A 21,097-nucleotide genomic window follows, 5' to 3' on the forward strand; every position below is an offset into this window, starting at 1 on the left:
GCTCGCCGCCATCAGGACTATAAGCGCCCTCTGCCGGCACGCATCGAATTGGTAATCCTGCCCATCGGTGACGCTCCGACTACCGTGATCCCTCAGAGGCTCTAGGAGGACGGCATTCATGCCAGACGTAACCCTGACCACCCTGCAAGGCCTCAAGCAGAAAGGCGAGAAGATCGTCATGCTCACCTGCTATGACGCCACCTTCGCCAAGACCGCGTGCGAAGCGGGAGTCGAGATGCTGCTGATCGGCGATTCGCTGGGTATGGTCCTGCAAGGTCACGACAGCACCTTGCCGGTGTCCATTGAAGAGATGGCCTACCACACCGCCTGCGTCAAACGTGGCAACCGTGGCGCGATGATCGTCGCCGATCTGCCGTTCATGGCCAACGCCACCATCGAGCAGACCCTGGACAACTCGGCCACGCTGATGCGGGCCGGCGCGCACATGGTCAAGGTCGAGGGTGCGGCATGGCTGGCCGAATCCATCCGTTTGCTGGCCGAACGCGGCATCCCGGTCTGCGCCCACATGGGTCTCACGCCACAGACCGTCAACATACTGGGCGGCTATAAGGTGCAAGGCCGCCAAGAGGCCCAGGCGCTGCAGATGATTGCCGACGCCAAGGCGCTCGAGGCGGCGGGCGCTGCCATGCTGCTGCTCGAGTGCGTGCCCAGCGAGCTGGCGGCCCGCATCACCCAGGCGGTTTCGGTGCCAGTGATCGGCATCGGCGCCGGTAGCGCCACCGATGGTCAGGTATTGGTCCTGCACGACATGCTCGGATTGTCCCTCAGCGGACGCGCGCCTAAATTCGTGAAGAATTTCATGCGCGAACACGGCGACATCACATCCGCCATCGCTGCCTACGCCCAGGCGGTGAAAAGCGTGGAGTTCCCAGCCGCCGAACACGGATTCTCGTCATGAACGTGGTGAAAACCGTCGCCGACCTGCGCGCCGCGGTGACCCGCGCACGTGGCGAGGGCAAACGCATCGGCTTCGTGCCAACCATGGGCAACCTGCACGCAGGACATATCGCGTTAGTGAAGAAGGCCGGCCAGCGCGCGGATTTCGTGGTCGCCAGCATCTTCGTCAACCCGTTGCAGTTCGGCCCGAACGAGGATCTGGCCAGTTATCCGCGCACGCTCACGGCGGACCAGGAAAAGCTCTTCGAGGCGGGTTGCCATCTGCTGTTCGCACCCAGCGTCGAGGAGATGTATCCCCACGGCCAGTCGATGCAGACCATCGTGCGGGTGCCGGGGGTATCCGAAGGGCTCTGTGGCGGTAGCCGACCCGGCCATTTCGATGGTGTCTCGACCGTCGTCAGCAAGCTGTTCAACATGGTACTGCCCGATCTTGCCGTGTTCGGCCAGAAGGACTTCCAGCAGTTGGCGGTGATCCGCACCATGGTTCGCGACCTGAACATGCCCGTGCAGATCATTGGCCAGCCAACCATGCGTGCCGAAGACGGCTTGGCACTGTCCTCGCGCAACGGCTACCTCAATACCGAGGAACGCGCCATCGCTCCAGCCCTGTATCGCACGCTGAACCAGCTGGCAGACGCGATTCGCAACGGGCATCGCAACTACCCGACGCTACTGGCCGAGGGACAACAGGCACTGCAGGCAGCCGGCTTACGTCCCGACTACCTGGAAATTCGCAACGCGACGGATCTGCAGCCAGCCACAGGCGATACACGCGAACTGATCATTCTCGCAGCGGTATTTCTCGGCAAAACCCGCCTGATCGATAACCTGCTGGTCGATATCAGACCCGCATCGGTATAACCGCCGACCATCGGCACCGCCCTGCCCGTCCCTCGGTCTTGATCACACTTGTGGGTTCGGGCACACTCTGCGCCGCTTGCGCACCCGGAGGAACCCGCCATGCACGCCATCATGCTCAAGGCCAAATTGCACCGCGCCCAGGTAACCCACTCGGTGCTGGATTACGAAGGCTCCTGCGCCATCGACGGCGACTGGCTGGACCTGGCCGGCATCCGTGAATACGAGCAGATCCAGATTTACAACGTCGACAACGGTGAGCGCTTCACCACGTACGCCATCCGTGGCGAAGAGGGTTCGAAGATCATTTCCGTCAACGGCGCAGCCGCGCACAAGGCCGGCGTAGGTCATCGCCTGATCATTTGCGCTTACGCCCATTACAGCGAAGCCGAGCTGGCCAGCTTCAAGCCACACGTCCTCTACATGGGCGCAGATGGCGAACTCAGCCACACCAGCAACGCCATTCCGGTCCAGGTCGCCTGACTGCGAATGAGTCGTTCGAAAGCCCGCACGCCCTTCGCGTTGCGGGCTTTTTTGTGCCCTGAGGGTTCCCCCTGACGCGCTAATCTGTAATGGTCGTAGAGGGCTATGGCGGGTATCGATAGCAGGCGCGGCGAGCATTCGGAACGCCGGGCGTTTTTCCCAGTCAGACTGTCTCGGCGGCGCAGGATGCGCCACCCTAGCTTCATTGAATCGAAGCGGTACGCGCCCGATGCATTCAGGATGAGTGCCAGCGTGTCAGCATCATCGAATGACTGTCCAACCGCAGCTCCAGGGCTACGCCTGGGGCGGCGCGGAATCGAGACAGTCCGCCAAGCAAAGGAAGCCGCACTACCATGAGCTATTACGAGCACCCTCTCGATGCCACCGGCCTGTCGTCCTGGAAGGCCTTGGAAGAACACCGCCTTGCCATGCAGAACTTCAGCATGCGCGACGCATTCAAGGCCGACCCGACGCGCTTCGATGATCTGTCGGTTTCCTGCTGCGGCCTGTTTCTCGACTATTCGAAGAACCTGATCACACCCGAGACGCGCACCCTGCTGGTGAACCTGGCCCGTGAAGCCGGCGTCGAGCAGGCCGCGCGCGCCATGTTCGAAGGCGAGCGGATCAACGCCTCGGAAAATCGTCCGGTCCTGCACACCGCCTTGCGCCGCCCGATGGGCGATTCAGTGATGGTCGACGGGCAGAACATCATGCGCGACGTGCACGCCGCGCTGGCGCAGATGACCGACATCGTTACGCGCATCCACAACAATCTCTGGCGCGGCTTCAGCGACAAGACCATCACCGACGTGGTGAACATTGGCATCGGAGGCTCGTTCCTCGGTCCGCAGCTGGTTTCCGAGGCACTGCTGCCCTTCACTCAGCATGGCGTGCGCACGCATTACCTGGCGAACATCGACGGCAGCGAATTCCGCGAAGTGACTGCCAAGCTGAACGTGGAAACCACACTATTCATCATCTCCAGCAAGACCTTCGGCACGCTCGAGACGCTGAAGAATGCACAGGCCGCACGTACCTGGTATCTCGGCAAGGGCGGCACAGAGGAGAAGCTCTACCGCCACTTCATCGCGGTGACCAGCAACAAAAAGGCGGCCGTTGAGTTCGGCATCCGCGAAAAGAACATCTTCCCTATGTGGGACTGGGTCGGCGGGCGCTATTCGCTGTGGTCAGCCATCGGCCTGCCCATCGCGCTGGCCATCGGCATGTCCAACTTCAAGGATCTGCTGTCCGGCGCTTACAGCATGGATAGTCACTTCCTCAGCGAGCCGTTCGAAAGCAACATGCCGGTGCTGCTGGCGATGCTTGGCGTCTGGTACCACAACTTCTGGGGCGCGCAGAGCTACGCCTTCCTGCCGTACGACCATTACCTGCGCAACTTCGTCAAACACCTGCAGCAGATGGACATGGAGTCCAACGGCAAGAGCGTGCGCCAGGACGGTACGCCGGTCTCCTGCGGCACCGGCCCGGTGATCTGGGGTGGCGTCGGCGCCAACGGCCAGCACGCCTATCACCAGCTGCTGCACCAGGGCACGCCACTGATTCCGGCCGACTTCATCGTGCCCGTGGTCAGCCACAACCCGGTGGCCGACCACCATGAGTGGCTGTATGCGAACTGCCTGTCGCAGAGCCAAGCGCTGATGCGCGGCAAGACCCGCGAGGAAGCCGAAGCCGAGCTGCGGGCCAAGGGGCTTGGCGAAGCCGAGATTGAGCGCCTGGCGCCGCACAAAGTGATTCCAGGCAATCGCCCGAGCAATACCGTGGTGATGGAGACCATCAGCCCCGGCCGCCTCGGCGCGCTGATTGCGCTCTACGAGCACAAGGTGTTCGTACAAGGCGTGATTTGGGGGATCAATTCTTTCGACCAGTGGGGCGTGGAGCTGGGCAAGGATCTGGGCAAGGCCGTGTACGGTCAGATGACCAGCTTCGACGCACCGCCAGCCGAAGACGCCTCGACCCAGGGTCTGATCGATTTCTTCCGCGGTCGCCATCGCGGCTGAGCCTACGTTGCAACCGGGCGGCAAACGCTGTCCGGTTGAACCCCACTTCCCCCTGAATCGGTAACGGCATCCATCGGGTAACATTCCGGCTTCACTCGAAGCAGAATGCCTGGCCATGGAATTCATCCGCCGTCGTATCGAAACACAGGTGCTCAGCCTCACCGGCCTGGCCATTGGAGGCGTCGACTATGAACAGCCCCTGGGCGACCCAGGCTTATTCGGCCCGGATTCGGTCTGCTGGCGGGTCCATGGTGACTTCACTTCGATGCTGATCGGCGGCATTTCCGCGTTGCTGCTGCAAGCCCTGCATCCGCTGGCGCTGGCCGGCGTCTGGGATCATTCGAACTTCCGCGAAGACCTGCTCGGCCGTTTGCGGCGTACCGGGCAATTCATATCGGCGACAACCTTCGGCAGCCAGGCGGATGCACAACGGCTGATCGAGCGTGTCCGCTCGATCCATCTGCAGATCACGGGTCATGCAGCCGATGGCCGCCCCTACGCCGCCTACGATCCCGAACTGCTGACCTGGGTGCACGTAGCCGAGGTCAGCAGTTTTCTCAAGGCGCACCTGCGTTACCTCAACCCTGCGTTGTCTGGCGATGATCAGGATAGTTATTACGATGAGGTCGCACGGATCGCCGAGTCTCTTGGCGCATGCCAGGTGCCGCGTTCAAGAAAGCAGGTTGCGGAGTATCTGCAAGAGGTACAGCCGCAGTTGCAGTGCGACGAGCGCTCGAGGGAGATTCTCCGCGTGCTGTTCGACGCACCGGCACCCAGCGCGCTGGCCCGGCCATTCGGCGCCCTGATGATGCAGGCGGGAGTCGAGCTGCTACCGGACTGGGCCAGCGCCATGCTCGGACTGCAGCAGAGCCCGGCTCAGCGCCAGCTGATACGGTTCGGCGTCAGACGCACCGCTCCAGTGCTGCGCTGGGCCGTGCGCAACGGTTCGGTACATCGGGCACGCCGACGCATGGGACTGCCCAGCCGATAACGTGACCGGCAGGTTCCGCAATTGGAGCCGCCCAAAGCGGTATGCCAACATGGGCGCCCCGCGCGAATCCCGCTCTTTTCGAGGTCAACCTGCATGCAAGAAGTCGTCATTGTCGCCGCCACCCGTACCGCCGTCGGCAGCTTTCAGGGCGCGCTGGCCGATATTCCTGCAGCCGACCTGGGCGCGGCGGTGATTCGCCGTCTGCTGCAACAAACAGGCATCGACCCCGCCGAGGTGGACGAAGTCATCCTCGGGCAAGTTCTCACCGCGGGCGCCGGCCAGAACCCGGCGCGCCAAGCTGCAATCAATGCCGGCCTGCCCGCCGCGGTCCCAGCCATGACGCTGAACAAGGTCTGCGGCTCCGGCCTGAAAGCGCTGCACCTCGCGACACAGGCTATCCGCTGCGGCGACGCCGAAGTAGTGATTGCCGGCGGCATGGAAAACATGAGCCTGGCGCCCTACGTCATGCCTGCGGCCCGCACGGGACTGCGCATGGGTCATGGCAAGCTGCTCGACAGCATGATCCAGGATGGGCTGTGGGACGCCTTCAATGACTATCACATGGGCATCACCGCCGAAAATCTCGTCGCGAAGTACGGCATTACGCGAGAGGAACAGGATGCCTTCGCCGCAGCCTCCCAACAGAAGGCGGTTGCCGCCATCGAGGCAGGGCGCTTCGGCGAGGAGATCACGCCGATCGAGATTCCGCAGCGCAAGGGCGATCCGCTGGTGTTCGAAACCGACGAGCAGCCGCGCGCGGGCACCACAGCCGAGAGCCTGAGCAAGCTCAAGCCCGCCTTCAAGAAGGACGGTAGCGTAACGGCCGGTAACGCCTCCAGCCTCAACGACGGTGCCGCCGCCGTGCTACTGATGAGTGCGGACAAGGCCAAGGCGCTGGGTCTGCCGGTACTGGCGCGTATCGCCGGTTACGCCAATGCGGGTGTCGATCCGGCGATCATGGGCATCGCCCCGGTATCGGCCACCCGCCGATGCCTGGAAAAGGCAGGCTGGAGCCTCGATCAGCTCGACCTGATCGAAGCCAACGAGGCATTCGCCGCCCAGGCGCTTTCAGTTGGCAAGGAGCTCGGCTGGGACGCGGAGAAGGTCAACGTCAACGGCGGCGCCATCGCCATCGGCCATCCGATTGGTGCCTCCGGCTGCCGCATCCTGGTCACCCTGCTGCACGAAATGATCCGCCGCGACGCCCATAAAGGGCTGGCAACGCTGTGCATCGGCGGCGGTCAGGGCGTTGCGCTGGCGATCAAGCGCTGATCGCGCGCCGCTAAGCACCCAGCCGGCCCAGCGCCGGCTATTTCCGATAAACTGCGCGGCCCTCCCCTCCGAGTCGCCGCGCATGTCTTCTCTGGAACAGGCGCTGCGCGCCGCCTTCCGCCATCGCGAAACTCTGCTCGACCAACTGCACGACCAGGCCACCGACTGTTACCGACTCTTCCACGGTAGCCAGGAAGGCGCGCCCGGCCTGACGATCGATCGTTACGGCCCGCAGTTGCTGGTGCAAAGCTTTCATCAGCCGCTCGAACGCGACGTGCTACTGGCCGTGCACGAACAGCTTTGCACCGCCATCGGCGAAACCCTCTCGCTGGTCTACAACGACCGCTCCCAGGGGAACTCGCGTATCGACCGCAGCGACTCGGTCTATCGCGCCGATCCGGCGGCGCTGGACGATCAGGTCGGTCGGGAATGGGGCCTGAACTACCGAGTCCGCGCGCGGCACAGCGGGCAGGATCCGCTGCTGTTTCTCGATCTGCGCAACGCACGCGGCTGGGTCAAGGCCAACAGCGCCGGCAAGTCGGTGCTCAACCTGTTCGCTTACACCTGTGGCGTCGGCCTCTGCGCGGCTGCAGGTGGTGCGCGTGAGGTGTGCAATCTGGACTTTGCCGAAAGCAACCTCGCGGTCGGACGGGAGAACGGCGCGCTCAATCCCGAACTGGCGCCGATGCGGTTCATCCAGTCGGATTATTTTCCGGCGATCCGTCAGTTGGCGGGCTTGCCGGTCCCACAGCGCCGCGGGCGAGCGCTGCCCGACTATCCGCGCCTTGCACCGCAACAGTTCGATCTGGTCTTGCTCGATCCGCCAGCCTGGTCGAAAAGCGCATTCGGCACCGTCGATCTGTTGCGCGATTATCAGAGCCTGCTCAAGCCTGCACTGCTTGTCACCGCTGAAGATGGCGTGCTGGTCTGCTGCAACAACCTGGCGAAGGTCGACCTCGACGACTGGCGCGAGCAGGTTCTGCGGTGCGCAACGAAGGCCGGACGGCCGGTACGCGATTGCCGAGTGCTGTCGCCGGCGCTGGACTTCCCTTCCGCCGACGGGCGACCGCCATTGAAGATTCTCACGCTGCAATTGTGAAGCGGTACGGGTTACCGGTGGCATAGAGGAACCCGCATGGCGTGCCATACTCCAAGGCAGTCCATCGCTCGGAATGTAGGTCCGCATGCCCAACGGAATGAAGCGCGCACTCATCTGCCTGATGACCGCACTGGTCTGCTATTGCCTGCTTGGCTTCTTGATACTGCCTGGTGTCGCCCAGCGTGTCGTCAACCAGCAACTAATCCAGTACGCGACGGTGCCGGCGCGCCTGGAACGAATCGAATTCAACCCATTCAGTCTCGAACTGACGCTGTACGACCTGCGCCTCGGCGAGGCTGATCAGCCGCAGCTCGGCTTCGAACGTCTGTATCTCGATCTGCAATGGAGCAGCCTCTGGCACCGCGCCCTGCAGATAGAAAATATCGAGCTGACCCAGCTGCACACCGAAGTGGTGTTCGACAAAGACGGTACGCTCAACCTGACACGACTGTTCGACCTGCCACCGTCTGCTGAAGATGAAGAGCCGCAAGAGCCGGAAGAACCCTTCGCCCTGCATATCAACCGACTGCAGCTGGTGGAGGGCTCGGTCCGCTTCGCCGACCAGCGCCCTGAAGAGCCCATCGACTTCCTCCTCGACTCACTCAGTTTCGAGCTGCTGAACTTCGCCACCCGCTCGGATGACGCAGCCGATGCGGTGCTGGTCGCGACCGGCCCCAGCGGTGCCCGGGTGGACTGGAACGGACAGTTCAATCTGGCGCCAACCATCAGCTCGTCCGGCCAGCTGAAAATCAGCAATCTGGCACTGAAGGACTTCTGGGCCTACGCCCATGACGCCGTACCACTGCGCCTGCAGCAAGGCCGGCTCAGTTTCGCCAGCGATTATCGGCTCGATCTGGCGGAGCGCACCGAGCTGCAATTGAGCAACCTGAACGCCCAACTGGCACCACTCGAACTCGATACCGCCGACGGGCAGCCAATGGTTCGCCTGAACAAGCTTGAAATCAGCCAGACATCACTGGATCTGACCAAGCAACAGGTTGTGATCGGCCAGCTGCGCAGCGATGCTCTGGAAACCTGGGTAACCCGCGAACCCGACGGCGAGCTGAACTGGCAGAAACTGCTGACCCCATCGTCCGCCAACACCCAGCCGGAAACCGCCGAACAGACGGACGCCGTCGGACCCGTACAAGCAGCTACCGCCGACGACCAGTCGACAGCCTGGCAGGTGCTGCTGAGTGACGCCCAGCTACGCGACTACCGGGTACATCTGCGTGACCGTGTGCCGGCGGATGAGGTCGCGCTGCAGCTGGGTCCGCTTAATCTTGCCGTGTCCGATTTCGACAGCCTGGGCACTTCGCCTTTCGGGCTGGAACTGACCACCGGCGTAGGCAACCAGGGCACCTTGCAAGCGGCGGGACAGTTGCAATTGCAGCCTGCGTCTGGACGACTGAGCATCAGCACGCAGGATATCGACCTGCGCATCGCTCAGGCCTACCTGACGCCTTTCGTGCATCTCGAATTGCGCAGCGGCATGCTGGCCAGTCAGCTGGAACTTGAGCTGACCGGCACCGAACCACTGGCGTTCAATCTCGGAGGGGCAGCCGAGATTACCCAGCTGCATACGCTCGATACCATCAACAATCGCGACTTCGTCAAATGGCAGCGCTTGCAACTCGGCGGGCTGGATTACCAGCATCCCCAACAGTTGCAGATCGAACGCATCGACCTGACCCAACCCTACGCGCGCTTCATCATCAATCCGGACCTCACCACCAATATCAATGATCTGTTGGTGGACAAGACGACCGCGGCCGACAGCGATAGCGCGGCTACTGCGACAACCGAGCAAGCAGAGCCGATGGGTATTCGCATAGGGGGCATTACCATCAATGAGGGTTCGGCCAATTTTTCCGACCTCAGTCTGCGCCCTCCCTTCATAACGGCCGTGCAGGAGCTCAGCGGCGAGATCGGTACGATCGACAACCAGGCGCAGCAACCGGCCACGGTCGACATCAACGGCAAGGTTGATCGCTATGCGCCAGTCAGCATCAAAGGGAACCTCACGCCATTCGATCCGCTGCAGAGCCTCGATATCGCCACGCGCTTCCGGCAGGTCGAACTGACCAACCTTTCGCCCTACTCTGGAAAGTTCGCCGGTTATCGCATCCGCAAAGGCCGCATGGATCTCGATCTCCACTACCGCATTCAGCAGGGCCAACTGAACGCCGAGAACAAGGTCGTGCTGCAACAGCTGCAGCTTGGCGAGAAGGTGGACAGTCCCGAAGCGGTCGATCTGCCAGTACGCCTGGCCGTCGCGCTGCTGAAGGACAGTCGTGGCACGATTTCGTTGGAGCTGCCGGTTCAGGGCGACCTCAACAACCCTCAGTTCGATGTCATGCCGATCGTCTGGCAGACGCTGCGCAACCTCCTTACTCGTGCAGTCAAAGCACCGTTCAAATTTCTCGCCGGTGTCGTCGGCGGCGACCAGGAAGATCTCAGCCAAGTGCTCTTCGCACCCGGCAGCAGTGAACTTGATCAGCCGGCGCGCGCCAACCTGGACACCCTGGGCCGTGCGCTGAATGAGCGCCCCGTGTTGCGCCTCGAAGTCGAAGGACAGAGCTCACCTCAGGCCGACGGACCGCTGCTGGCCGAACAATGGCTGCAGAACGAATATCAGGAAACCTGGTACAAGATGCTGCAGCGTCGCGGCGACAAGGTACCTGCCGACGCTGGGCAACTGGAAATTGGCGATGAGGAGAAAGCCGCCATGCTCGAAGGCATCTATCGCAGCCGTCTCGGCCAACAACCGCCCACTCAATGGAGCGAGCTCGACGAGCAGGTACGCAGCGAGAAGATGCGCGACGCCATACTGACCAGCCGAGCCGACAGCACTGCCCTGCTACGCCGCTTGAGCCGCGCCCGCGCCGCTTCGATCAAGGATTATCTGGTCGATCAGGCTGGCCTCGATGCTTCGCGTGTGTACCTGCTAGACACCGGCATTGCGGAAGCCGAGCAAGACGGACAGATCCCAACGCCCCTGCATCTGGGAAGCGAATGATGCCTGCCATAATCCATACGCTGCTGCTCAGCACTATCCTGGCAGCCCCTTTCGCCCAGGCGGAAACGCTACGCTGCGGCAGCGCGCTGATCAGTACTGGCGATCGGCCTTTCGAAGTTGAGAACAAGTGCGGCGCGCCAGTGCGGCGGGATCTGGTCGGCTACGCGCTGGGCCCACACGCCAGGCGGGAAATGGTAGTCGAGGAATGGTTGTATGGGCCTGACAACGGCATGCTCAGCATCCTTACGTTCGAAGGCAACCGGCTGGTACGCATCGAATCCCGTCGCGCTCGTTAAGAGGCCTCAACATGTTCCCCAGCTCACCCCTGCTCCTGCTGAGCCTGATCGTGCTCTCCATCGGTGCTCATGCGTCTTCTACGCATCGCTGCGGCAGTGCGCTCGTTAGCCTTGAAGCGTCCACCAGCGAGGTCAGCAGTAAGTGCGGCGAGCCCTCCAGCTCCGCCCTGGTTGGCTACAAGGAAATCCTCGATGACTATGGCTTTCGCCATGAGGTCCCAGTTGAGGAATGGACTTACGGCCCAACCAACGGCATGTACCATTTCTTGCGTTTCGAAGGAAACCGGCTGCGCCGGATCGAAAGCCAGCGCGGTCGCTGAAACGTATATAAAAAACCCCACTGTAAAGTGGGGCTTCATTTGTTCCTGCGACGGCAGCGAATATCAGTCGGCAGCTTTCAGGCCGTCTGCCGAGACTTCACGTACGCCCTTGATGGACTTGGCCTTATTGATCGCCGCCTCACGCTCAGCTTCGGTGGCTACAGTGCCTGACAGCGATACAACACCGTCTTTGGTTTCCACTTCGATATCCATGCCCGGTGTAGCGTCTTCCGCCAGCAGGGACGATTTCACCTTGGTGGTGATCCAGGTATCGGACGTGGCGTCACCGGCTTCCTTCATGGTGTCGTTGGTTGCCAGCATGACGGTATCGGTCTTATCCAGTGCTGGAGTAGTGTCGGCGAAAGCGGCACCTGCCATCGGCAAGCTCAGAGCAGCGGCGACGGCAACAGCGGTAAGAGGGTTCTGAATGTTCATATGGCACTCCTGTTTTTCTTCAAATGTCTGCGGCATCACTCCGACGCAGATTCACAGGTAATATCGCAAGCGCCATGCCATCTTTTTGTTTTTTAAATCTCAATAAAATCAATAAGTTGAGAATTCAAGTAGCTGAACGCCACTAGCACACTGCATGTTCCACTCCAGCGAAGCGTGCAACTTGCAATAGCCGTTGATTCTTTCGCTGCTCGATAGGCTACAAACACGACCTGACGCGACGACGAGCAACTAACGAAAGCAATGCGTTGCGTGGCCGGCTGGATGAATCGTCGCAAGCTCAGGTGCCAGCCCAAGAGACCGCTAGAAGAGATACCCCTGCCTGAAAAAACGAACCCCGCCGTTTGGCGGGGTTCGTCTCAATCGAAAAGAACCTTAAGGGTCCTTTTATATCGCTGCGTTAGGCGCCCGAAGCTTTCGCCGCCGCCACGTCCTTGATCGACAGCTTGATGCGACCGCGGTTGTCCACGTCCAGCACCAGCACTTCGACTTCCTGACCTTCCTTGAGCACGTCGGTGACTTTTTCGACACGCTGATCGCTCAGCATCGAAATGTGTACCAGACCGTCCTTGCCGGGGAGGATGTTGACGAAGGCGCCGAAGTCGACGATGCGCTCGACCTTGCCGACGTAGATCTTGCCGACCTCAGCCTCGGCGGTGATGCCCAGTACACGTTGCTTGGCAGCCTCGGCCGCTTCCTTGGTTTCGCCAAAGATCTTGATCGAGCCATCATCTTCGATGTCGATCGAGGCCTTGGTTTCTTCGCAGATGCTGCGAATGGTGGCGCCACCCTTGCCGATCACGTCGCGGATCTTGTCCTGATCGATCTTCATCGAAATCATGGTCGGTGCGTTGGCCGACAGCTCGGTACGCGACTGCGCGATGACCTGATTCATCTGGCCAAGGATGTTCAGACGCGCTTCCAGGGCCTGCTCCAGCGCCTGCTCCATGATCTCTTCGGTGATGCCCTGGATCTTGATGTCCATCTGCAGCGCGGTGACGCCCTTAGCGGTACCGGCAACTTTGAAGTCCATGTCGCCCAGGTGATCTTCGTCACCGAGAATGTCGGTCAGTACGGCGAACTTCTCGCCTTCCTTGACCAGGCCCATGGCGATACCGGCAACCGGTGCTTTCATCGGCACACCAGCGTCCATCAGTGCCAGCGAAGCACCACAGACCGACGCCATCGAGCTGGAGCCGTTGGACTCGGTGATTTCCGATACCACGCGGATGGTGTACGGGAATTCGTCAGCGCCCGGCAGCATGGCAGCTACACCACGACGGGCCAGGCGACCGTGACCAATCTCGCGACGGCCGGTAGCGCCCATGCGGCCACATTCGCCGACCGAGTACGGCGGGAAGTTGTAGTGCAGCATGAAGGGGTCTTTCTTCTCGCCTTCCAGGGTGTCGAGCAGCTGCGCGTCACGGGCAGTTCCGAGGGTAGCCACCACCAGCGCCTGGGTTTCACCACGGGTGAAGAGTGCCGAGCCGTGGGTCTTGTCGAGCACGCCAACTTCAATGTTCAGGCCACGAACGGTGCGAGTGTCACGGCCATCGATACGCGGCTTGCCGTTGACGATGTTTTCGCGAACGGTGCGGTATTCGATCTCGCCGAAGGCTTCCTTCACTTCACCAGCGGACGGCTGGCCTTCTTCACCAGAGAACTTGGCAACGATCTGCTCGCGCAGCTCGCCCAGGCGCGCATAGCGATCCTGCTTGATGATGATGGTATAGGCCTGGGAAATCGCCTCGCCGAACTCGCTGCGGATGGCATTGAGCAGCTCGGTGTTTTCAGCTTTCGGCTGCCAGTCCCAAGTTGGCTTGCCGGCTTCGTCTGCCAGCTCGGCAACGGCCTGGATCACAGCCTGGAATTCGTCATGGGCGAACAGTACCGCGCCCAGCATCTGGTCTTCGGTCAGCTCTTTAGCTTCGGATTCGACCATCAGAACGGCATCTTTGGTGCCGGCTACGACCATGTCCAGGCTGGAGGCCTTGAGCTGCTCGTAGGTCGGGTTCAGCAGGTAACCGGTTTCGGGATGGAAGGCAACGCGCGCGGCGCCGATGGGGCCATTGAACGGAATACCGGAGATGGCTAGCGCGGCGGAGGTACCGATCATCGCAGCGATGTCCGGATCGGTCTTCTTGCTGGTCGATACTACGGTGCAGATGACCTGCACTTCGTTCTGGAAGCCTTCCGGGAACAGCGGACGGATCGGGCGATCGATCAGACGCGAAGTCAGGGTTTCTTTTTCCGAAGGACGTGCTTCGCGCTTGAAGAAGCCACCGGGGATCTTGCCGGCTGCGTAGGTTTTTTCCTGGTAGTGGACCGAGAGCGGGAAAAAGCCCTTGCTCGGGTCGGCCGTCTTGGCACCAACGACCGTGACCAGCACGGTTACGTCGTTATCAACGGTGACCAGCACGGCGCCGGATGCCTGACGGGCGATGCGGCCAGTCTCGAGGGTTACGGTCGACTGACCGAACTGAAATTTCTTGATTACCGGGTTCACGGTGCTTTCCTTCTCTCTGTTGCCTTTGGGGGAAATTGGCGGGAGCGGCGGGAGTCGGACCCGATCTCTCCTGCAAAAGCCAAAAAGCTGGAAGCTCGAAGCCAGAAGCGGAGATTTCTCCAACTTACGACTTCAAGCTTCCAGCTCCAGGCTTCCAGCTCGCTACGTCTTAACGACGCAGACCCAGACGACCGATCAGGGTGCTGTAACGAGTAGTGTCCTTGCCCTTCAGGTAGTCCAGCAGCTTACGGCGCTGGTTAACCATACGGATCAGACCACGACGCGAGTGGTGGTCTTTGCCGTTGGCCTTGAAGTGACCTTGCAGCTTGTTGATGTTGGCGGTCAGCAGGGCTACCTGCACTTCCGGAGAACCGGTGTCGCCTTCAGCTTGCTTGTACTCGTTAACGATCTGGGCTTTTTCTTCAACGCTAAGTGCCATGATGGGCTCCTTACAGTGAACAGGCCGGGACGCATCCCGTGTTTTAAAAGAGGGCTGACCGTGCCTGCCAACAGCCATCCTCGTGACGCAACACACCACCGAGGCGCATTGCGTATCGGTCATTCCGACCGAATCAGTCGACGCGGCGCAATGCGCCCGTCCTCACTCACTTCACCGATGCCGATAAAGCGACCGTTATGATCCTGCACCCGCAGCATGCCAAATTTCGGCGCTTCCGGTGCCCGTACCGGCTGACCGTGCAGCCAATAAAAGGCGCTGTGCTCTGACAGCTGCAGCAGTGGCCAGTGTTCCAGCCCGCTATCGACCGGCTTGAGAAAGGCATCCACCGCCTCTGCCCCGCCTTCGGCATGGACCCGCTCGAGCTCTTCGAGACTGACGGTCTGGGTCAGATCGAAAGGTCCAGCCTGAGTCCGCCGCAGTTCGGCTACGTGTGCACCACAACCCAACTTCAGCCCGATATCTTCGACGAGCGTGCGGATATAAGTACCCTTGCTGCAAGCGACGGCCAAACGCGCCCTATCGTCTTCCAGCGAGAGCAAATCCAGGCGGGCAATGGTAACAGAACGCGGCTCGCGCTCCACTACCTCTCCGGCACGCGCCAGCTTGTACAGTGGCTGACCGTCACGCTTGAGTGCCGAATACATCGGCGGCACCTGCTGCAGGTCACCGCGAAACTCCGGTAGAAGCGCCTCGATCTGCGCTGCGCTGACGGCGACAGGCTTGCGCTCGATCACCTCTCCCTCGGCATCAGCCGTGGTGGTGGTCACGCCGAGCTGGGCAACGGTCTCGTAGCCCTTGTCGGCATCGAGTAGATACTGGGAAAACTTGGTGGCTTCGCCAAAACACAACGGCAGCACGCCGGTCGCCAGCGGATCCAGACTCCCTGTATGCCCCGCCTTTTCGGCGTTGAGCAACCAGCGAACCTTCTGCAACGCCGCGTTAGACGTGAATCCACGAGGCTTATCGAGAAGAATGATGCCGCTAACTGCGCGGCGAACACGTTTTACCTGGGCCACGCGTTACTCTCCAACATCATCGCTGTGTTTGCGGTCTTCCGCGACAGCACGCTCGATCAGCGAGGCCAGCTCGACACCGCGACGGACGCTGGCGTCGTAGTTGAAGTGCAACTGCGGCACCGTGCGCAACTTCATCGCCTTGCCCAGCTGCATACGCAGAAATCCACTCGCTTCGTTGAGAATCCGAAGGCTGGATTTGACGGCGTCTTCATCGTCATCCTTGCCCATGACGGTGATGAATATCTTGGCATGGGACAGGTCACGACTGACCTCGACCCCGGTAATGGTTACCAAACCCAAACGCGGGTCCTTGACTTCACGCTGAATCAGCTGTGCCAGCTCGCGCTGCATCTGGTCGCCGATACGCTGGGTACGACTGTAATCTTTTGCCATCTTTCATACCTTCTTAAAAGCCGAAAGCTGGAAGCCCAAAGCCGGAAGCTGCACGAGCGGCTTCCGGCTTCTGACTTCCAGCTTCAAGCTAGCGTTTTGCTTAGAGCGAACGCGCCACTTCGACCTTCTCGAACACTTCGATCTTGTCACCAGCCTTGACGTCGTTGTAGCTCTTGACCCCGATACCGCACTCCATACCGGCGCGCACTTCGGCGACGTCATCCTTGAAGCGACGCAGGGATTCCAGCTCGCCTTCGAAGATGACCACGTCGTCGCGCAGAACGCGGATCGGACGATTGCGGTGGACCATGCCTTCGATGACCATGCAGCCTGCGACGGCGCCAAACTTCGGCGAACGGAATACATCGCGAACTTCAGCGATGCCGAGGATGTTCTCCCGAACGTCACTGCCAAGCATGCCGGTCAGGGCTTTCTTGACGTCTTCGATGATGTCGTAGATCACGTTGTAGTAACGCAGATCCAGACCTTCCTGCTCGACGATCTTGCGGGCACCGGCATCAGCGCGAACGTTGAAACCGAACAATACGGCATTGGAAGCCAGGGCCAGGTTGGCGTCGCTTTCGGTGATACCACCGACACCGCCACCGATCACGCGAACCTGCACTTCGTCGTTGCCCAGACCGCTGAGCGATCCTTGCAGCGCTTCGAGTGAGCCACGTACGTCGGACTTGAGGACGATGTTGAGCGTCTTCTTCTCTTCCTGCCCCATGTTCTCGAAGATGTTTTCCAGCTTGCCGGCGTGAGCGCGAGCCAGTTTCACTTCGCGGAACTTGCCCTGACGGAACAGGGCCACTTCACGTGCCTTCTTCTCGTCTGCCAGCACGCTGAGCTCGTCACCTGCGTCTGGCGTACCGTCGAGACCAAGAATCTCGACCGGAATCGACGGGCCGGCTTCCTTGATCGGCTTACCATTCTCGTCGAGCATGGCGCGAATACGACCGAAGTTCGAGCCAACCAGCGCCATGTCACCCTGACGCAGCGTGCCGTCCTGTACTAGAACCGTAGCGACCGGGCCACGTCCTTTGTCCAGACGCGATTCGACCACAACGCCACGCCCCGGAGCGGACGGAGTTGCCGTCAGTTCGAGAATCTCGGCCTGTAGCAGAACGGCCTCGAGCAGGTCGTCGACGCCGGTACCCATCTTGGCGGAAACCGACACGAATGGCGTATCACCGCCCCACTCTTCGGAAGTCACTTCATGAACGGACAACTCGCTACGGATCCGATCAAGGTCGGCACCCGGCTTGTCGATCTTGTTCACAGCCACAACCAGCGGAACACCCGCGGCCTTGGCATGCTGAATCGCTTCGATCGTCTGCGGCATCACGCCGTCATCGGCAGCGACCACGAGGATGACGATGTCTGTCGCCTGCGCACCACGAGCACGCATCGCGGTAAACGCAGCGTGACCGGGCGTATCGAGGAAGGTGACCATGCCACGCTCGGTTTCCACGTGATAGGCACCGATGTGCTGAGTGATGCCACCCGCCTCACCAGCCGCTACCTTGGCGCGACGAATATAATCGAGCAACGAGGTTTTACCATGGTCGACGTGGCCCATTACGGTCACGACCGGCGCACGGGTGATCGCTTCGCCTTCGAATTTCAACAGTTCAGCCAATTGCTCTTCCAGGGCGTTGTCGCTGACCAGCTTGACCTTGTGGCCCAACTCCTCGGCGATCAGCTGAGCAGTTTCCTGATCCAGCACCTGGTTGATGGTTACCGGGCTGCCCATCTTGAACATGAACTTGATGACTTCAGCCGCCTTGACCGACATCTGCTGTGCCAGATCACCGACAGTGATGGTCTCGCCAATGGCGACTTCACGAACGATCGGGCCAGTCGGGCTCTGGAAACCATGCGCGTTGCGCTTCTTCAGCTTCGACTTGCCGCGACCACCGCGACGGAAGCCGTCCGCATCGTCTTCGCCGCTACGGACGGTACGCGACAGTGGCGCTTTGGCCTTCAGCGAAGGACGATGCTGCGCCTGTTTACGATCACGACGCTCATCATCGTCGCTCCGGGCCTTGTCTGTGCGACGCGGCTCATCCTTCTTGCGCTCTTCGACCGGGACGGCCGGAGCGGGCTCAGGAGTAACTGCCGCAACCGGTGCCTCGACTGGTGCAGAAACTGCTGCTTGCGCCGCTGCTTCCGCTTGGAGGCGAGCCTCTTCCTCGGCGCGCAGGCGCTCTTCCTCGGCAGCCTTCTGACGAGTCGCCTCTTCAGCGGCACGCTGCTCTTCCAGCTCGCGCTGCTTCTCGGCCTCGATTTCGTCGGCGCTACGCTTGACGAAGGTTTTCTTCTTGCGAACTTCAACGCTGATGGTTTTGCTACCACCCACTTTCAGTTTGGTGGTGGTCTTGCGCTGCAACGTAATCTTGCGCGGCTCATCCACCTTGGCGCCGTGGCTGCTCTTTAAGTGCGCCAACAGCGCTTGCTTTTCGTTATCGGTCACTACTTGCTCGGCGCTGGTGTGCGACAGTCCTGCCTCACGCATCTGCTGCAGCAGTCGCTCGACCGGTGTGTCGACCACTTGGGCCAGTTCTTTCACCGTGACTTGCGTCATGCATCTCTCTCCTCAGGCCGCTAAATTACTTACTCGAACCAATGGGCTCGGGCGGCCATGATCAGCTTGCCGGCACGTTCTTGATCTATGCCGTCTATGTCGAGCAGGTCGTCAATCGACTGCTCGGCCAGGTCTTCGCGGGTGATGACACCCCGCATTGCCAACTCGACCGCCAGTTCCTTGTCCATGCCGTCCAGCTCGAGCAAATCCTCGGCCGGCTGGGCATCTGCCAGTTTTTCTTCCGTTGCGATCGCCTTGGTCAGCAAACGATCCTTGGCACGGGTTCGCAGCTCATTGACGATCTCTTCGTCGAAGCCTTCGATGCCGAGCATTTCCTCCATTGGGACGTAGGCAACCTCTTCGAGCGAAGTGAAGCCCTCTTCGACCAGTACCTGCGCGAGTTCCTCATCGACATCCAGCTCTTCGATGAAATTGCGCAGAATATCGCCAGTTTCAGCCTGCTGCTTGTCCTGGATATCCGCCTCGGTCATCACGTTCAGCGTCCAGCTGGTCAGCTGACTGGCGAGGCGCACGTTCTGACCACCGCGACCGATGGCTTGAGCCAAATTGTCCTCACCGACGGCGATATCCATGGCGTGGGCATCTTCATCGACGATGATGGCAGCGACTTCCGCTGGCGCCATCGCGTTGATAACGAACTGGGCAGGATTCTCGTCCCAGAGCACGATATCGACGCGCTCGCCACCGATTTCGCCGGATACAGCCTGTACGCGCGAACCACGCATGCCGATACAAGCGCCTTGCGGATCGATACGCTTGTCCTTGGAGCGAACGGCAATCTTGGCGCGCGAGCCTGGATCACGCGAAGCGCCCATCACTTCGATCAGACCTTCTGCGATTTCCGGCACTTCGATACGGAACAGTTCAATCAGCATCTGCGGCGCGGTGCGGGACAGAATGAGCTGCGGGCCGCGGTTTTCGGTACGGATTTCCTTGAGCAGCGCGCGAACGCGAGCGCCAACCCGGAAGGTTTCGCGAGCGATGATATCTTCGCGGGCCAACAACGCTTCGGCATTGTTGCCCAAGTCGACGATGACGCTGTCACGGGTAACCTTCTTCACCGTGCCGGAGATGATCTCGCCCAGGCGATCACGATAAGCCTCGACCACCTGTGCGCGCTCGGCTTCTCGTACCTTCTGCACGATGACCTGTTTGGCTGTCTGCGCAGCAATGCGGCCGAACTCAATCGACTCGATCTTCTCTTCCAGAACGTCACCGAGCTTGGCGTCGGCTTCACGCGCCTGCTGCATATCGACAGTCACCTGATGCGCCGGATCGTCGAAATCCTCTTCTTCGACCACCGTCCAGCGGCGGAAGGTCTCGTAACTACCGTTCTGCCGATTGATCTCAACCCTTAGGTCCACCTCGTCTTCGAAGCGCTTCTTGGTAGCCGTGGCCAGAGCCAGCTCCAATGCCTCGAAAATCACACCGGCCGGTACGCCTTTTTCATTGGATACCGACTCCACAACCAGCAGTACTTCTTTGCTCATCGTACGCCTCGCCTTTCGCAATCCATTGGGGTCCGCGGGATCCGCGATTCACTCAAAACGGGGAATTATGTTGGTCTTGTCGATCATATCGATCGGCAACAGATACTCGTGATCATCTACCAGCACTACCACGTCCTGCTCTTCAACCCCGCGGAGAAGACCCTGGAAATTGCGCCGGCCCTCGAAGGGCGAGCGCAGCTTTATTTTGACCTGTTCGCCTACGTGCGCCGAGTACTGTTCAAGTGTGAACAACGGTCGATCCATACCAGGCGAGGACACTTCAAGCGTGTAATCGGAACTGATCGGATCCTCGACGTCGAGAATACCGCTCAGCTGGCGGCTGACCTTCTCGCAGTCATCGACAAGAATCCCATTGGAGTGATCGATATAGACCCTCAACAAGGAATGCCGACCCTGCGAAATGAACTCGATGCCCCAGCATTGATAGCCGAGCGCCTCGACCACCGGGGCCAACAAGGCCTGCAACTGTTCTAGCTTGCTCGACATCGAAGTCCCTCGCGCATGCTGTACAAATGAAAAATGGGCGAAACGCCCATCCCTTATGATCGCCTGTAGATGCCGGCGATCTGGCTTGAAGCTAATAAAAAGCCCCTCGACAGGGGCTTCTCATTAACTGGTTGCGGGGGCTGGATTTGAACCAACGACCTTCGGGTTATGAGCCCGACGAGCTACCAGACTGCTCCACCCCGCGTCAAACTGGGCACGAATTATACGACCGCATACAAAACAGGTCAACCCAAACACCTGAAAACAAGAAAGCCCGCATCTGCGGGCCTGCTTGTTTGGTACCGAGGAGGGGACTCGAACCCCTACAGCCTATGGCCACTACCACCTCAAGGTAGCGTGTCTACCAATTCCACCACCTCGGCAAAAACC

The 21,097-nt window shown here is 60.5% G+C and carries 18 protein-coding genes and 2 tRNA genes; 10 read left to right on the plus strand and 10 right to left on the minus strand.

All coding sequences use genetic code 11. The features are described from left to right. The first annotated feature begins 118 nt into the window (after nt 1-118). From panB to GYM54_RS08825, 10 genes are all read left to right on the plus strand, one after another. Nucleotides 119-919 carry a 3-methyl-2-oxobutanoate hydroxymethyltransferase gene (gene panB, locus GYM54_RS08780; protein WP_181100320.1) on the plus strand — a complete coding sequence of 267 codons (801 nt, stop codon included), beginning with the start codon at nt 119-121 and terminating at the stop codon, nt 917-919. Next, a complete protein-coding gene (gene panC, locus GYM54_RS08785) occupies nt 916-1,779 on the plus strand; it encodes a pantoate--beta-alanine ligase (RefSeq protein ID WP_181100318.1) in 864 nt (287 codons plus the stop codon). The genes panB and panC overlap by 4 nt, the downstream gene beginning before the upstream one ends. Before the next feature lie 99 nt (nt 1,780-1,878). Further along, nucleotides 1,879-2,259 carry an aspartate 1-decarboxylase gene (panD, locus tag GYM54_RS08790; RefSeq protein WP_003298244.1) on the plus strand — a complete coding sequence of 127 codons (381 nt, stop codon included), beginning with the start codon at nt 1,879-1,881 and terminating at the stop codon, nt 2,257-2,259. 353 nt (nt 2,260-2,612) lie between these two features. After that, a complete protein-coding gene (pgi, locus tag GYM54_RS08795; RefSeq protein WP_181100316.1) occupies nt 2,613-4,277 on the plus strand; it encodes a glucose-6-phosphate isomerase in 1,665 nt (554 codons plus the stop codon). A 115-nt stretch (nt 4,278-4,392) separates the two neighbouring features. Continuing rightward, nucleotides 4,393-5,268 carry an oxygenase MpaB family protein gene (locus GYM54_RS08800; protein WP_197445552.1) on the plus strand — a complete coding sequence of 292 codons (876 nt, stop codon included), beginning with the start codon at nt 4,393-4,395 and terminating at the stop codon, nt 5,266-5,268. Between the two features lie 93 nt (nt 5,269-5,361). After that, a complete protein-coding gene (locus GYM54_RS08805) occupies nt 5,362-6,540 on the plus strand; it encodes an acetyl-CoA C-acetyltransferase (RefSeq protein ID WP_197445551.1) in 1,179 nt (392 codons plus the stop codon). 82 nt (nt 6,541-6,622) lie between these two features. Beyond that, the gene (locus GYM54_RS08810) at nt 6,623-7,639 is read left to right on the plus strand and encodes a class I SAM-dependent rRNA methyltransferase (protein WP_181100312.1); all 1,017 of its coding nucleotides are present in this window, start codon (nt 6,623-6,625) and stop codon (nt 7,637-7,639) included. An 85-nt stretch (nt 7,640-7,724) separates the two neighbouring features. Then, nucleotides 7,725-10,658 carry a DUF748 domain-containing protein gene (locus GYM54_RS08815; protein ID WP_197445550.1) on the plus strand — a complete coding sequence of 978 codons (2,934 nt, stop codon included), beginning with the start codon at nt 7,725-7,727 and terminating at the stop codon, nt 10,656-10,658. Continuing rightward, nucleotides 10,658-10,954, plus strand: a complete 297-nt coding sequence (locus tag GYM54_RS08820; RefSeq protein ID WP_374105183.1) for a DUF2845 domain-containing protein — start codon at nt 10,658-10,660, stop codon at nt 10,952-10,954. The genes GYM54_RS08815 and GYM54_RS08820 overlap by 1 nt, the downstream gene beginning before the upstream one ends. Nucleotides 10,955-10,965: 11 nt before the next feature. Then, nucleotides 10,966-11,274 carry a DUF2845 domain-containing protein gene (locus GYM54_RS08825; protein WP_197445549.1) on the plus strand — a complete coding sequence of 103 codons (309 nt, stop codon included), beginning with the start codon at nt 10,966-10,968 and terminating at the stop codon, nt 11,272-11,274. 63 nt (nt 11,275-11,337) lie between these two features. Here GYM54_RS08825 and GYM54_RS08830 read toward each other — a convergent pair whose 3' ends face one another. From GYM54_RS08830 to GYM54_RS08875, 10 genes are all read right to left on the minus strand, one after another. Continuing rightward, entirely contained in the window at nt 11,338-11,709 is a 372-nt protein-coding gene (locus GYM54_RS08830) for a BON domain-containing protein (RefSeq protein ID WP_181100305.1), read from the minus strand. A 418-nt stretch (nt 11,710-12,127) separates the two neighbouring features. After that, nucleotides 12,128-14,233, minus strand: coding sequence for a polyribonucleotide nucleotidyltransferase (pnp, locus tag GYM54_RS08835; RefSeq protein WP_181100302.1), 2,106 nt, complete (start codon nt 14,231-14,233; stop codon nt 12,128-12,130). A gap of 169 nt (nt 14,234-14,402) precedes the next feature. Continuing rightward, complete coding sequence (rpsO, locus tag GYM54_RS08840; RefSeq protein WP_003280896.1) at nt 14,403-14,672, minus strand: 30S ribosomal protein S15; 270 nt, start codon at nt 14,670-14,672, stop codon at nt 14,403-14,405. A 119-nt stretch (nt 14,673-14,791) separates the two neighbouring features. Beyond that, on the minus strand, nt 14,792-15,709 hold the full coding sequence (truB, locus tag GYM54_RS08845) for a tRNA pseudouridine(55) synthase TruB (protein ID WP_197445548.1): 918 nt from the start codon (nt 15,707-15,709) through the stop codon (nt 14,792-14,794). Between the two features lie 3 nt (nt 15,710-15,712). Beyond that, complete coding sequence (gene rbfA / locus GYM54_RS08850) at nt 15,713-16,102, minus strand: 30S ribosome-binding factor RbfA (protein ID WP_131650780.1); 390 nt, start codon at nt 16,100-16,102, stop codon at nt 15,713-15,715. A gap of 100 nt (nt 16,103-16,202) precedes the next feature. Then, nucleotides 16,203-18,689 carry a translation initiation factor IF-2 gene (gene infB / locus GYM54_RS08855; RefSeq protein ID WP_197445547.1) on the minus strand — a complete coding sequence of 829 codons (2,487 nt, stop codon included), beginning with the start codon at nt 18,687-18,689 and terminating at the stop codon, nt 16,203-16,205. A gap of 29 nt (nt 18,690-18,718) precedes the next feature. Continuing rightward, the gene (nusA, locus tag GYM54_RS08860; RefSeq protein ID WP_197445546.1) at nt 18,719-20,200 is read right to left on the minus strand and encodes a transcription termination factor NusA; all 1,482 of its coding nucleotides are present in this window, start codon (nt 20,198-20,200) and stop codon (nt 18,719-18,721) included. Between the two features lie 48 nt (nt 20,201-20,248). Next, on the minus strand, nt 20,249-20,707 hold the full coding sequence (rimP, locus tag GYM54_RS08865) for a ribosome maturation factor RimP (RefSeq protein WP_131650783.1): 459 nt from the start codon (nt 20,705-20,707) through the stop codon (nt 20,249-20,251). A gap of 128 nt (nt 20,708-20,835) precedes the next feature. Then, nucleotides 20,836-20,912 (minus strand) — tRNA-Met (locus GYM54_RS08870). A gap of 92 nt (nt 20,913-21,004) precedes the next feature. After that, nucleotides 21,005-21,090: transfer RNA gene (locus GYM54_RS08875), tRNA-Leu, on the minus strand. Between the last annotated feature and the right edge of the window lie 7 nt (nt 21,091-21,097).

The sequence above is a fragment of the Pseudomonas sp. MTM4 genome, from assembly GCF_019355055.1.
Lineage (GTDB): Bacteria > Pseudomonadota > Gammaproteobacteria > Pseudomonadales > Pseudomonadaceae > Stutzerimonas.

Bases quoted from the DNA above. Each gene is read 5' to 3' on its own strand.
- panB (WP_181100320.1), top strand. From the start codon at position 119: ATGCCAGACGTAACCCTGACCACCCTGCAAGGCCTCAAGCAGAAAGGC.
- panC (WP_181100318.1), top strand. From the start codon at position 916: ATGAACGTGGTGAAAACCGTCGCCGACCTGCGCGCCGCGGTGACCCGC.
- panD (WP_003298244.1), top strand. From the start codon at position 1,879: ATGCACGCCATCATGCTCAAGGCCAAATTGCACCGCGCCCAGGTAACC.
- pgi (WP_181100316.1), top strand. From the start codon at position 2,613: ATGAGCTATTACGAGCACCCTCTCGATGCCACCGGCCTGTCGTCCTGG.
- GYM54_RS08800 (WP_197445552.1), top strand. From the start codon at position 4,393: ATGGAATTCATCCGCCGTCGTATCGAAACACAGGTGCTCAGCCTCACC.
- GYM54_RS08805 (WP_197445551.1), top strand. From the start codon at position 5,362: ATGCAAGAAGTCGTCATTGTCGCCGCCACCCGTACCGCCGTCGGCAGC.
- GYM54_RS08810 (WP_181100312.1), top strand. From the start codon at position 6,623: ATGTCTTCTCTGGAACAGGCGCTGCGCGCCGCCTTCCGCCATCGCGAA.
- GYM54_RS08815 (WP_197445550.1), top strand. From the start codon at position 7,725: ATGCCCAACGGAATGAAGCGCGCACTCATCTGCCTGATGACCGCACTG.
- GYM54_RS08820 (WP_374105183.1), top strand. From the start codon at position 10,658: ATGCCTGCCATAATCCATACGCTGCTGCTCAGCACTATCCTGGCAGCC.
- GYM54_RS08825 (WP_197445549.1), top strand. From the start codon at position 10,966: ATGTTCCCCAGCTCACCCCTGCTCCTGCTGAGCCTGATCGTGCTCTCC.
- GYM54_RS08830 (WP_181100305.1), bottom strand. From the start codon at position 11,709: ATGAACATTCAGAACCCTCTTACCGCTGTTGCCGTCGCCGCTGCTCTG.
- rpsO (WP_003280896.1), bottom strand. From the start codon at position 14,672: ATGGCACTTAGCGTTGAAGAAAAAGCCCAGATCGTTAACGAGTACAAG.
- rbfA (WP_131650780.1), bottom strand. From the start codon at position 16,102: ATGGCAAAAGATTACAGTCGTACCCAGCGTATCGGCGACCAGATGCAG.
- infB (WP_197445547.1), bottom strand. From the start codon at position 18,689: ATGACGCAAGTCACGGTGAAAGAACTGGCCCAAGTGGTCGACACACCG.
- nusA (WP_197445546.1), bottom strand. From the start codon at position 20,200: ATGAGCAAAGAAGTACTGCTGGTTGTGGAGTCGGTATCCAATGAAAAA.
- rimP (WP_131650783.1), bottom strand. From the start codon at position 20,707: ATGTCGAGCAAGCTAGAACAGTTGCAGGCCTTGTTGGCCCCGGTGGTC.